The 13,242-nt window shown below is 28.3% G+C and carries 14 protein-coding genes; 5 read left to right on the forward strand and 9 right to left on the reverse strand.

Going from position 1 to position 13,242, the window contains the following annotated elements:
- Positions 1-18 precede the first annotated feature (18 nt).
- Complete coding sequence (locus AC2TY9_RS08150) at positions 19-771, forward strand: tyrosine-protein phosphatase (RefSeq protein ID WP_489776903.1); 753 nt, start codon at positions 19-21, stop codon at positions 769-771.
- A gap of 10 nt (positions 772-781) precedes the next feature.
- On the opposite strand, the gene AC2TY9_RS08155 is transcribed toward AC2TY9_RS08150, so the two are convergent.
- Entirely contained in the window at positions 782-3,139 is a 2,358-nt protein-coding gene (locus tag AC2TY9_RS08155) for a GumC family protein (protein WP_489776904.1), read from the reverse strand.
- Positions 3,140-3,156: 17 nt separating this feature from the next.
- Positions 3,157-3,957: a polysaccharide biosynthesis/export family protein gene (locus tag AC2TY9_RS08160; protein ID WP_489776905.1), complete on the reverse strand. Its 801-nt coding sequence runs from the start codon at positions 3,955-3,957 to the stop codon at positions 3,157-3,159.
- Positions 3,958-4,169: 212 nt separating this feature from the next.
- Here AC2TY9_RS08160 and AC2TY9_RS08165 point away from each other — a divergent pair, with 212 nt between their 5' ends.
- The 3 genes from AC2TY9_RS08165 to AC2TY9_RS08175 are packed head-to-tail and all read left to right on the forward strand — an operon-like array spanning position 4,170 to position 5,544.
- The gene (locus AC2TY9_RS08165) at positions 4,170-4,397 is read left to right on the forward strand and encodes a twin-arginine translocation signal domain-containing protein (RefSeq protein WP_489776906.1); all 228 of its coding nucleotides are present in this window, start codon (positions 4,170-4,172) and stop codon (positions 4,395-4,397) included.
- Positions 4,398-4,406: 9 nt separating this feature from the next.
- Positions 4,407-5,267: a phosphoenolpyruvate carboxykinase (ATP) gene (locus tag AC2TY9_RS08170; RefSeq protein ID WP_489776907.1), complete on the forward strand. Its 861-nt coding sequence runs from the start codon at positions 4,407-4,409 to the stop codon at positions 5,265-5,267.
- Positions 5,268-5,271: 4 nt separating this feature from the next.
- The gene (locus AC2TY9_RS08175) at positions 5,272-5,544 is read left to right on the forward strand and encodes a PqqD family protein (protein WP_489776908.1); all 273 of its coding nucleotides are present in this window, start codon (positions 5,272-5,274) and stop codon (positions 5,542-5,544) included.
- Between the two features lie 30 nt (positions 5,545-5,574).
- Here the strand turns inward: AC2TY9_RS08175 and AC2TY9_RS08180 are convergent, their stop codons facing one another.
- The 6 genes from AC2TY9_RS08180 to gmd all read right to left on the reverse strand — a co-directional run bounded on the left by AC2TY9_RS08180 (position 5,575) and on the right by gmd (position 11,574).
- Positions 5,575-6,990 carry a phosphomannomutase gene (locus tag AC2TY9_RS08180; RefSeq protein WP_489776909.1) on the reverse strand — a complete coding sequence of 472 codons (1,416 nt, stop codon included), beginning with the start codon at positions 6,988-6,990 and terminating at the stop codon, positions 5,575-5,577.
- Positions 6,991-8,361 (reverse strand): mannose-1-phosphate guanylyltransferase/mannose-6-phosphate isomerase, encoded by a 1,371-nt coding sequence (locus tag AC2TY9_RS08185; protein ID WP_489776910.1) that lies wholly within the window; start codon positions 8,359-8,361, stop codon positions 6,991-6,993. It lies immediately after the preceding gene.
- Positions 8,358-8,819: a GDP-mannose mannosyl hydrolase gene (locus tag AC2TY9_RS08190; RefSeq protein WP_489776911.1), complete on the reverse strand. Its 462-nt coding sequence runs from the start codon at positions 8,817-8,819 to the stop codon at positions 8,358-8,360. The genes AC2TY9_RS08185 and AC2TY9_RS08190 overlap by 4 nt, the downstream gene beginning before the upstream one ends.
- 1 nt (position 8,820) lies before the next feature.
- A complete protein-coding gene (locus tag AC2TY9_RS08195) occupies positions 8,821-9,870 on the reverse strand; it encodes a GDP-L-fucose synthase family protein (RefSeq protein WP_489776912.1) in 1,050 nt (349 codons plus the stop codon).
- 324 nt (positions 9,871-10,194) lie between these two features.
- Entirely contained in the window at positions 10,195-10,389 is a 195-nt protein-coding gene (locus AC2TY9_RS08200) for an addiction module protein (RefSeq protein WP_489776913.1), read from the reverse strand.
- A 39-nt stretch (positions 10,390-10,428) separates the two neighbouring features.
- Complete coding sequence (gene gmd / locus AC2TY9_RS08205) at positions 10,429-11,574, reverse strand: GDP-mannose 4,6-dehydratase (RefSeq protein ID WP_489776914.1); 1,146 nt, start codon at positions 11,572-11,574, stop codon at positions 10,429-10,431.
- A 271-nt stretch (positions 11,575-11,845) separates the two neighbouring features.
- Between gmd and AC2TY9_RS08210 the strand changes: the two genes are divergently transcribed.
- Positions 11,846-12,892: a nucleotidyltransferase domain-containing protein gene (locus AC2TY9_RS08210; RefSeq protein ID WP_489776915.1), complete on the forward strand. Its 1,047-nt coding sequence runs from the start codon at positions 11,846-11,848 to the stop codon at positions 12,890-12,892.
- Between the two features lie 2 nt (positions 12,893-12,894).
- Here the strand turns inward: AC2TY9_RS08210 and AC2TY9_RS08215 are convergent, their stop codons facing one another.
- Entirely contained in the window at positions 12,895-13,203 is a 309-nt protein-coding gene (locus AC2TY9_RS08215; protein ID WP_489780418.1) for a VanZ family protein, read from the reverse strand.
- Positions 13,204-13,242 lie beyond the last annotated feature (39 nt).

Consider the following 13,242-nt stretch of genomic DNA (forward strand, 5'->3'; position numbering starts at 1 on the left):
TATAACAAAGGTTTGGTTTTGGTAAAAAAACTTTTTAGTTCAATTTTTCAAAAGAAGTCAAAAAATTATAAACCTGAATACTATACAACAGATTTACACTCTCATCTAATCCCAGGGATAGATGATGGTGTAAAAACTTTAGATGAATCAATACAAATTGTACAAGGTATAAAAAATCTTGGATTTAATAAGATTATTACAACACCACATATTATGGCTCATAGATATCCAAATACAAAAGAGATTATTTTAGATGGCTGTGAAAAACTCAAACAAGAACTAAAAAATAGAAATATTGATATAGAAGTTATTGCTTCTGCAGAATACTATTTTGATGAAAATTTCCTTGAACTTATTGAAAAAGATGATTTATTATATTTTGGAAAAGACAAATATGTTTTGTTTGAACTTTCATATACGAGTAAACCTTTTGGGCTAGAACAAACTATTTTTAATCTACTTTCAAAAGGTTATAGGCCTATTTTAGCCCACCCTGAGAGATATTCTTATTTTTCATCAAACTTTTCTAAATATGATAAATTAAAACAAAGTGGAGTTAGGTTTCAAATAAATCTTAACTCTTTGATTGGTTTTTATGGTAAAAAACCAAAAGCTGCAGCAAAATATCTATCGGACAATGGTTTAGTAGATTTTGTAGGTAGTGATATACATGGAGAGAAGTATTTAGATTCATTTAGTAAAGCAGTTTTTTCTAAAGAAACTCACGAATTATTTGAAAAGAATTCAATAAAAAACTATAAGTTAGTATAAAGAAGACCTATTAACTAGGTCTATCTTTATAATATTTGTCATTTCCGTATCCATATCCATAACTTACGCCATATCCATATCCATATTTTTCGCCAATTTCAACACCATTTAAAATCATACCAATATGATTGTGCGAGTGCTCACGTGCTAGTCTATCAAGGTTTTTGATAAACTCTTTTCTAGTATAATTAGCTCTAACTAATACAAATGAAATATCTGCATAGTTCATAAGGATAAGTGCATCTGTTACAAGACCAACAGGTGGTGTATCTATAATAATATAATCATAATTCTCTTTTAAATCTTCAATCAAGGTCTTCATATTATCCAATAAAATCAACTCTGAAGGATTTGGAGGAAGAGGGCCTGTTGTAATTAAATCAACATTTTCAGATTCTGTTTTAGAAATTACTTCTTTTAGTGTATTTTGTCCAGTTAGATAATTACTTAATCCAATAACATTATCTACATCAAACTCTTTGTGAACACTAGCTTTTCTCATATCTATATCTAAAACAACAACTTTTTTATCTGTTTGACCAATGATTTCAGCTATTTTTGCAACAATAGTTGTTTTCCCTTCTCCTGATACAGAAGAAGTTACTGTAATAACTCTACTTGATTCTGTTTGTGGCAAGAACTGTAAGTTTGTTCTAATTGACCTAAATGATTCAAGGAAAATATTTTTTGTTTTTTTGTTTTTATTAAGAGGAACAACACCATAAATAGGAATTGAACTATATCTTTCTATCTCCTCTGTATTTTTAACTGTATCATTTAAAAACTCTCTTAAAAATGCATAAGCAATACCAACAATACCACCTAAAATCATACCAACTAAAACTATTAACATTCTTTTTGGTTTAACTGGAATTGGGTAATTCAACGCTTCATCTAATATTCTTGAATTAGAGATTGTAGATGATTTTAAGATAGCTGTTTCAGCTCTTTTTTCTAGTAGATATGAATATACTTTCTCATTTACTGAAAAATATCTTGTAAGTCTTGTCAACTCTTTTTCTTGTTGAGGAAGTGTCTCTAAAGATTTTGTATATTGTCTAATCAATGATTTTAAAGAAGCTTTTCTTTGTGCTATTTGATTTAAGTTATTACTTAAAACAGTTTTAATATTTCTTCTTAGTGTTGCAATAGATTGACTAAGTTTTACAATATCAGGGTGTAACTCTGTATAATCAATAAGCAAATTATCTCTCTTATTTGATAATTCTGTTAGGTTTTTAACCATATTTGATAGTGAAGGATCAGCAAAATTTATTGATCCAACTGCCAGACCAGATAGATTATGATTTTTATTGATATATTGTTGTAAGTTTTTTAAGATATTTTGTTCTATTGATATCTCTTGGAGTTTACTTTCATATTCAGTCAATTTTTCTGAAGTCATTTTTGCTTTTTGTGATAAATCGATTACTTCATTGGTCTCTTTATACTGTTCAAGTTTACCTTCTGAAGCTTTAAGTCTTTTGTTTATCTCTTCAAGTTGTGAATCAATAAAGTCTAAGGATAAGTTTGCTGTTTCATTTTTTCTTTCTCTTTCTTGATCTCTATATGCTTTTAGCATCGCATTTAAAAGATCTTTTGCTCTAGTTGATACAGTATCTAAAATAGAAAGTCTTAACACACTTGCAAACTCAGAAACTTGTGAAATTGATAAGTTTGAATAATAACTTGAGAATGAAGATTCATGAACAAAATAAAAAGAGTATTCACTCTCTTCTAATTCACTAATTTTTTGAATTGTTATATTAAACCATTGTGTTTTTATCTCTTCGTTATATTTATGGATTTTTTCATAGCTAAAAGAATCTATATCTTTAAATTCTCTAACACCCAATAAATTTAAAAGCCCATCTTTTGACCATTTGTCTCTAGGTTTTACTATAAGCTTAAACGTAGTAGCAGAAAGTGGTATTACATAAAAAGATTTTTTGTAAAACATATCATCTATAAACTCTTTTGTAGCAACAAAAGGAGAATTTTGATAGAACTCATAGGTTCTATAATTGTTTTTTGTAAAATATCTTGTCCCAAGGTTTAGATAACTAGCTGCTCTATCAGCTAAAAACTTTGATTTGAAAACTTCAATTTGGTTATCAATATTTGCTCCAGCCCCATTAAATGCCTCTTTAAGTGCTGAACTTGTGTTCCAGCCTCTTTCTTCCTCTTTTACTTCTATTGTTGCAGAAGAAGAATAAATGTTTGGTTTAACATAAGCAAATATAGCTGAACCTATGGTGAATATTAAAACTGTAAAAAAGATAAAAAACTTATATTTAAGAATAGTCTTAAATACTTGTTTTAAATCTATTTCGTCATTTGTATGTTGTATATATTTATTTTGTTCCATTAAAAATAACCCTTATACTATTCTATAAGAGTTTTTCTTTGGTTTAGTGGATCTAGGATACTAGACAACATATTCCAAAAAGGGTTGATATCATTAAATGCTCTGTTATAACCTTTAAGATTTCTAGGTTGTACATATAATATGTCGTTTGGTTTTAAGTATAAACTTGAAACAGATAATGCATCCATTCTTGTAAGATTAATAGTTCTAACTTTTGGGTTTCTTAAATCACCTCTGATAACTTTTATATTATCTCTAGATGCCATGTCAGTTAAGTCACCAGTTCTTGCAATTGCTTCAATTACATTCATAGTTCCATTTGTAACGGGAACAATACCTGGCGATTTTACTTCACCTATTACAATCACCCTTTGGTTTTTGATTTCAACGATTACATATGGGTTCCTGATAAACTTTTTATATTCTTTGATTAGATAATTAGAAGCTTCATCTTGGGTTAATCCTGCAATATTAACACTTCCAAGTAATGGGAGTCTAACACTTCCTTTTCTAGTAACTAGTAATCCAATATTTTCTTGAATTGTATTACTATTATTTACGTCTCTACTAGTAAGTATTGAAGTCATTTGTTGACTTCCTTGACCAGCTTGAATATAAACTGTAACATCAACTCTATCATTTGGAGCGATTATATTCTCAAATGCCATTTCTTGATAATATTCTTTTTTCTCAACAACAGTTGTCTCTTCAATGTCTAGATCACCTTCTTGGAAAAGTTTATAATCTTTTAGACTACAACCACTAAATAAAGCAATTAGAATAGAGAAAGTAAAAATATATTTTATCCTTAACCCCATATACATCCTTTTATAAATTTTTTTGTTATCATAACACAATGAGTTATTAAACATCAAACAAAACTGTCTAAAAAATAGCTAAAATTTTAAAGTTACAAAGTAGTTACAAAAATAACATTATAACGTAGCTGTATATTTTTTAAGTAACTTCTTATATTATTAGAAAGATTTTATGTTATAATGTCAATATAAAAAATTTTGGAGAATACAAAATGGATAAAAACACAATAGAAGAGAACACAAATAGTAGAAGAAGTTTCCTGAAAAAAGCAGCATATGCAGCACCAGCAATTGTTGCTTTAGGGTCAATAAGTAAACCAACAAATGCTATGGCAAGTTGTATTAGCAATTGTCAAGATCAAAATGATTTTGATAATAATATAACACCTCCACCACCTCCAGGAAGTGGAGACGATGAATCATCAGGATTTAAATTTTAAATCTAATTTATGAAGATTTTTAATTTTAAAGTATCAAGTAGTAAACTTGATACTTTAGATAAAAATTGTTATTCCCTTTCTGAACTAGAGAATTACAGCAATCTTCCTTACAAACTAACTCTTAATAACAATCAATTTAGAAAAATTGAAATTCAAAGTGATCAGCCTTTTGATAGCATTAAAAAAAATCAAACTTTATCTTTTATAGTAGAAGATGTAGTTACTTTTATTTCTAAAATTGAATCAAACGAAATATCTTTTCTTAAAGCTAAAAATGGCAGTGATTACTTAATTGAGTACTGGTTATATCATACTTTTTTTCCTATTTTATTAACCTTCGAGAGTAAGTATTATTTTTTACATGCAGGTGCTGTTGAGATAGAAAATACACCAGTACTTTTTATAGCTGACTCCTTTGGTGGAAAATCTACTCTAACAGATTTTTTCATAAAAAAAGGTCATACTATGATATCTGATGATAAAGTTGGAACCTATGAAAAAGATAATATGATTTTTTCTGTACCCTCTTATCCTTATCATAGACCTTATCGTAAAATGGAAGATTTAGGATTATCTGTAGAGAATTTTGCAAAAGAATCAAAACCAATAAACTGTATACTAAATCTTGTCAAATCAGATGAAAATTCAGATATAATTTTCAACAAAATATCTGGAATAGAAAAATTTAAAGCCTTAAAATACGCAACAGATATAGATTTGCCAATCAATCAAAAACAAAGATTTAAAGCTTTAACAAATATAACAAACAAAGTAGATATATATGATATAACTATTCCTTGGGATTTAAATAGACTTGAAGAGGTTTATCAAGCTATTGTAGAATTTATAAAAAATAAAAAGGTAATATAAAAATATGACTTTAGATACAAAAATTATTATACCAGAAACACTTTTTTTACAAAAAGTAGATGATGAAACAATTTTACTTGATAGTAATACAAATGAATATTTTTCTATAAACGAGACAGGAACACTGATTTGGGAAACTTTAGAAGAAAAAAAAGATTTAAAAAAAGTAAAAGAAGAGATAATTTCAAATTATGAAGTGGATGAAAAACAAGTTGAAACTGATATTTTAAATTTTATCCAAGAAGTAGCAAACAAAGGTTTGATTACTATCTCATGATATTATAGAACCCAAAATATGGGTTCTTCTTTATTGTGAAATTGAAGTTAAAGTTTGTTTTACTAACTTATCTGAAGAATCTTGACTATTAGTTTCTACATAACAGCGTAACTCTGGTGCATTTCCAGAAGGTCTTAGATGTATGATTACATCATTATCAAATGTTAGTCTCAATCCATCAATTTGATTTATATCTACTATTTTTAGATTTTCAAAAGCTAGCATTTTTAATAGTGTATTTGGATTTTCTACAACTTTATTTATAAGTTTAATACTCTTTTCTCTTGGAAAGTTTTGAATTCTATCGCTTGATGTAAAACGTTTTGGTAGATTTTCAATAAGTTTAGAAAGTGTTGTCTTTTCTTTTACTGTAAAACTAGCTAATACTATAAATGGAAGTAGGGCATCTCTAGTTGGTAATGCATCTAAAATATTTCCGTTTAGTTCAAGAGAAGAACCTAATAAAAAACCACCATTTGCTTCAAATCCTGCAACTGCTTTATAAATATTTAATTCTTCAAAGGCTTCTATAACATAAGGTGATCCAATTTTTGTTCTTTTTACTTTTTCAAAAAAACCACTTTTTTCAATAGCCGTATTACAACTAACAGGTACAGCTAAAGCTTCAATCCCAAGAATATTTGCAGTTACCAAACCTACAATATCACCCCTTAGCCAATCACCATTTTCATCAGCAATCAATGGTCTATCACCATCCCCATCTGTTGAAAAAATAGTGTCAAAGTTATATTCTTTTGACCAAGTTTTCCCTTTTTGTTTATCTTCATCTGACACTGCTTCTGTATCTATAGGTATAAATTCATCTGATCTCCCTAAAGTTACAACATTTGCACCCAAACTTTTAAAAAGTTTAGAATACAAATCTCTACCTGCACTTGAGTGTTCATAAATACCAATTTTAAGTCCATCTAAACAATTTCTCCCAAAATAGTTTGAGTATCTATTGATATAATTTGTTGCTGCTTTGTTTTCTACTTCAGGAAGAAAACTTTTAACATCAACTATTTTGTTTGTATTATTTAAAATAGCTATTTCATCTTCTTTTGATATTTCCCCATCTGGTCTATAAAACTTGATACCATTTCTATCAAAGGGGATATGACTTCCAGTTATCATAATAGATGGTTCTTTATCTGTCATAGCTTGCAGGGCTAATGCAGGAGTAGGGATTACTCCATAAAAATCTACTTCAAAACCATAAGCTTTTATTGCACCACAAATTATTGAAGCTATATCAGGACTACTTGGACGATTATCCATTGCAACAGAAACTTTTTTAAACTCAAAGCTTTTTTTCATCGCATCTAAAAAAGAGATAGTAAAAGCTGTACATACTTCACTTGTAAATTCAGTAACTAAACCTCTTGCTCCACTAGTTCCAAACTTAACAGCACTTTTACTAATAGTTTCTTTTATAGTTTTCATTTAATCCCTTTTAAAATCATCATCAATTCTTACAATATCATCTTCACCTGTATACTCACCAACTTGTGCTTCTATAAGTACTACAGGGATTTTCCCTTCATTAGCCAATCTATGTAATTCACCCATTTTTATATAAATAGATTCATTTGGTCTTACTAGTTTTGTCTCTTCACCAACTGTAACAGTAGCAGTTCCACTTACAACAGTCCAATGTTCATTTCTATGGAAATGTTTTTGTAAGCTTAGTCTTTTACCTGGTTTTACATCAATTCTTTTGATTTTATATCCTGGAGTATCTTCTAAAACTGTATATGAACCCCATGGTCTATAGCCAGTTAGGTGGATATTATGAAGTTCTGTAGTTTTTCTAACTTCTGCAACTACTTTTTTAACCTTTTGTGAGCTTCCTTTTTTTGATATAAGTAAAGCATCTCCTGTGTCAACTATAATACAATCTTCAATATCAACAGTTGCAATTTTTCTTTGTTTTCCATAGATTAGATTGTTTTTACTGTTTACTGATACATGGTTTTCATTTAAAGTATTACCATCTTCATCTTTTGGAAGTTCTTCATATAAAGAATCAAAACTTCCTACATCTGACCAAGCTATATCAGATGGTACAACTTTTACTTTTGAAGATTTTTCCATAACTGCATAATCGATACTATCTTCAGGGATTTTCATCATATCATCATGTTTTATTCTTGTAATATCATCTTTAGAAGAGTTTGTTAAGGCATCTTTACTAGTATCAAATATCTCAGGAGAATATTTTTTTAATTCTTCTAAAAATACTCCAGCTTTAAACATAAACATACCACTATTCCAATAATAGTTTCCAGCTTCTAAATATGAAGTCGCTGTTTGAATATCTGGTTTTTCATGGAAAGCTTTTACATCATATTCATTTTCACTTTCGATATATCCAAATCCAGTTTCGGCAAAAGTTGGGGTGATACCAAAAGTTACTAGATTATCTTCAAGTGCTAACTCTTTTGCTTTTTCTAAAACTTTTGAATACTCTTCTTCGTTTTTGATTAAATGATCACTTGGAGTTACTAATACTATCTCTTCATAATCCAATTCCATACAAGCCAAAGCAATAGCAGGCGCAGTATTCCTCCCAACAGGTTCAAGAAGGTATTTGTTGTTTTCTTTTTTTAATTCTTCTAGTTGATCAACAGAAAGAAAATATTGTTCAGCATTTGAAACTATAAATTGACTATTACAAATTTTTGAATTTCTTTGAACTGTCAATTGAAATAAAGATTTTTCATCAAACAATTTTACAAATTGTTTTGGCATAAGTGTTCTACTTATTGGCCATAATCTTGTCCCACTACCTCCACATAGTATTATATTAGTCATTTAATCCCCTTATCTTTATCAAAATAGTCTTTTACAAAAAAGTATACATCATCACTTTTCATTAGTTCATCTTCTTCAAACCATCTATAGTTTTCATGTTGATTATTTGTCATAGGTGTATTTGTAATTCTAAGTTCAAAACCTAAGACAATATAGTGAGTAGAAAAATCATCACCAAAAACATTATCATCATAAAAGTGTTGATATATACCTTTAAAAGAAGCACTTTTGATATTGTATTCAACACCAATCTCATTTTGTGTGATTCTTTTAAAAGCATCATCGATTTTTTCATCTTTGAAAACTCTACCACCAGGAACAAACCAACTATTTTTAGCTGGTTTGTTTACTCTTTTACCTAGTAGAACTTTATCTTCACTGTTTTTTATTATTAAGTCAATAGAGATAAGTGGAGCATTTGAAATGATTGTACTAAAAGTTTCTTTATCTAAAAACATTTTATTTACTATTTAAATACCACTCATACATGGTTTTGATACCATCTTGAAGTTCAACTTTGTGTTTCCACCCTAAACTATGTAGTTTACTAGGATCAGTTAACTTAACCATAGTACCATCTGGTTTATTGGTATTAAATTTTAATTCACCTTCAAAACCAATAATCTTTTGGATAAGTTCTGCCAGTTCTTTGATTGATATATCAACACCTGTTCCAATATTAATATGGGTATTTCTTATCTCTTTTGAGTCTTTTTCATAAGTATTACTAAAATCTCTATTCTCTAGTAAAAATACACAAGCATCAGCCATGTCTTCACTATATAAAAATTCACGTCTTGGTTTTCCTGTTCCCCAAATCTCAACAGAAGAGGCATCTACTCCAAAGCCTTCTAAATACTCTTTTGCATCATCAATATTTTCGATACCCAACTCTTTTGCAACTTCATCATCTCTACCTTCATATAAAAGTTTTGCACAATGAATTTTTCTAATAAGAGCTGGCAATACATGTGATTTTTCTAAATCAAAGTTGTCATTTGGTCCATAAAGGTTTGTTGGCATCACTGATATAAAGTTTGTACCATATTGTAAGTTATATGATTCACACATTTTTATCCCAGCAATTTTTGCTATTGCATATGGTTCGTTTGTATATTCTAATGGTGAAGTTAGTAAACAGTTTTCAGGCATAGGTTGTGGTGCTTCTTTAGGATATATACAAGTACTACCTAGAAACAATAGTTTTTTAACACCATTTGCGTATGATTGGTGGATTACATTATTTTGAATAGTAAGATTCTCATATATAAACTCACCTCTATATGTATTGTTTGCAACTATTCCACCAACTTTTGCAGCGGCTAGTATTACATATTCTGGTTTTTCATCTTCAAAAAACTTAGCTACTTCTACTTGTGAAGTTAGGTCTAGTTCTTTGTGAGTTTTATATACAAGATTTGTATAACCCTTTGATTCTAAGTTTTTAACTATAGCAGAACCAACTAAACCTCTATGACCTGCTATATATATTTTATTATCTTTGTTCATTTCAATATTCTTTTTTAGTATTTCTATTATTTAAATATGAAGAAATTTTTTTAGGGTTTTGTCTTAAATCAAGAATAGCTACTATTGTAACTGTTTCATCTTTGATGACATAATAAATTCCATACGGAAATCTTTTAGAAAGCAATCGATACAAACCAAATACTTTTTGATGAATTCCTCCATAGAGTCATAGAGACTCTATGTCAGATATTATGCTATCTTTGAAGTACGAACCCAATCCATGATTTTGTTTTTCATAAAATTCTTCACCTAATTTCAAATCATTTGAAACTTCTTTTAAAGCTATTATGTTTTTTATATTCATTAAGCTTTTAATTCTTCAAGTGTTATAAATTCTGCTTCATTGTTATCAAGTTTTTGAAGTCTTTCTTCTAAAACTTCTTTGTGCCAAGATGGAGATTCAATATTACTATCTTCTTCTTCTAAAGTAGCCCAGATTTCATTCATCAAAATGATTCTATCTTTTACATCTAGTTTTTTTATTTCATCTAAACTCATTTTTAACTCCTGATAACAATTATAGCAAACTAATTACTACTATTCGAAATAATTCATAATCTTATAACCACCATCTTTTAGATAAGTGTCTTTTGTCATAAGTTTAAGGTCTGATTTCATCATATCATCAACTAATTCTTGTAAGTTGTATTCTCTATTCCATCCAAGTTTCTTTTCTGCTTTACTTGGATCTCCAAGAAGTAAATCAACCTCTGTAGGTCTAAAGTATCTAGGATCTACACCTACTATTGTTTGACCAATACTAAGATGAGATAAATCAATTCCTGATTCTTTTGCTTTTGCTTCATCAAAGCTATCTATGATACCAACTTCATCAACACCTTCATTTTCAAATCTTAGATTTATACCTGCATATTCAAAGGAAAATTTTACAAAATCTCTTACAGTAGTTGTTTGCCCTGTTGCAATAACCCAATCTTCTGGTTGTTCAGCTTGTAAAATCATCCACATCATTCTAATATAGTCTTTTGCATGTCCCCAGTCTCTTTTTGCATCAAGGTTACCAAGGTATAATTTTTCTTGTAAACCTAAAGCAATCTTAGAAGCTGCTCTTGTAATCTTTCTAGTTACAAATGTCTCACCTCTAACAGGAGATTCATGGTTAAATAAAATACCATTACAAGCAAACATATCATATGCTTCTCTGTAGTTTACAGTGATCCAATATGCATACATCTTTGCAACTGCATAAGGAGATCTTGGATAAAAAGGAGTTGTTTCACTTTGAGGAGTTTCTTGAACTTTACCATATAGTTCAGATGTACTTGCTTGATAGATTTTTGTTTTCTTTTCAAGTCCTAAAAATCTAACAGCTTCTAAGATTCTTAGTGTTCCTGTACCATCTGCATTTGCTACATATTCTGGAGTTTCAAAAGATACAGCAACGTGAGACATTGCAGCTAAGTTATAGATTTCATCAGGCTTTGTTTCTTGGATGATTCTTGTTATATTCATAGAATCAGTCATATCACCATAGTGTAATACTAAGTTTCTATTTTCTACATGAGGATCTTCATATAAGTGATCTATTCTATCTGTGTTAAACATAGAAGATCTTCTTTTTATACCATGTACGATATAACCTTTTTTTAGAAGAAATTCAGCTAAATATGAACCATCTTGTCCTGTGATTCCTGTTATTAATGCTACTTTCTGTTCTGCCATTTTAGTTTGCCTTTTTAATAATTTCGCGTATTATACTTAAATAAGATATAAGTATATCTTAACAAGATTACAATCTAGTAATAAATCTGTATATTTTTTGTTAGTAAGTTTTTAAGTTTTTATTTTATTTTTTAATATAATTTGATACTATCTAATTATATTTTTTAAAGGCAAAAAAATAAAACCAAAAAAACTATCAAATGATGTAGAACTACTAATAGAATCATGTAAAACAAATCCAAATCAGAGCTTACTAAAAGAGAAAATTATCTTGATAAAAGATTGGGATAAGTTTCTCAACTTATCATATTCCCATGGAGTTTTTCCATTGGTTTACAATAGCATTAAAAATTTTCAAGAGTTTTTATCAGAAGATATTTTTAGAAAACTAAAACTTATCAATATGGATATAGTTAAGCAAAACATGCTTATGACCTCTGAACTTATAAAAGTGATAAAACTTTTGGAAGAAAATGGTATTCATCCAATATCTTTCAAAGGACCTGTTCTCTCTCAAATAGCATATGGAGACATAACACTTAGGCAATATGTGGATTTGGATATATTGGTAGATTTAAAAGATATTAATAAAGTAGGAAAACTTTTATCTAAAGAAAACTATAAAGAAGTTTTTGATTTAGAAGAGTATCAAAAAGAAAATTTGCTGGATATAGTTCATGATAGAAGTTTTTTAAATAAAATAAATAATGTACTTATAGAAGCACACTGGACACTGTCTAGTGCTGAGTTTTTTATGGACTTAGAAAAGTTAAACTATTTTGATAATAACAAGTATAAATTAAAAAATACTGAAATAAATATCTTATCAAATGAAATTCATTTTATTTATCTTTGTATTCATGGATATAAACATATGTGGGAAAGACTAGAATGGCTATTAGATATAAATTTATTGATTGTAAAAGAACTTATAGACCTTGAAAAAGTATTGTTACTTTCAACAAAAATAGATGCAGATAGAGTTGTCTTATCTAGCATATTGCTTTGTGAAAAAGTTTTTTCTATAAATTTAAATATCAATTTAAGAACTAATGATAAAAAAATTATTGAAAATACAAATAAGATATATGATCAATTTATAAAAGATTTTGAATACACAGATAAAGTTCATACAAAAGAGATTTCATCTGTTCAATGGTTTATGTTAAAAAACACTTCATATAGATTGAAGTATATAAAATCTATGCTTCATCCTACAGAGTATGATTACAAAGTAATAAAACTTCCAAAGAGTTTAAATTTTCTGTATTATGTTATTAGACCTTTTAATATTATTTTAAAGAAATTCAAAAAGTAAATTTATTTCGAGCTATTCCTAAAAACAAAAAATCTAACTAAAAAAAATATTCCAACCCCACTAACACTAGCTAAGAAGTCTAAAATTGAAGCTTGTCTTCCAACCATAAACTGAACATACTCTATAAAAAGAGCTATTAAAACTAATATTATAATTTTCAGTACAATTTTTAGGTTGATAGAGCTTTCTACAAAAAGATAACTTATTACTACAAATGCAAGTATATGTTTTATCTTGTCAAAGTTAGTCAGAAAAACTTTATCCACACTATGCGAGGGATCAAATGCAATTGCAAAAATCCCAAATATCACCAAAAAGAAAATAAAAGTATTTTTTTCTTTTAGGTTACT

It is taken from the genome of Arcobacter sp. ISO1 (genome assembly GCF_058105185.1).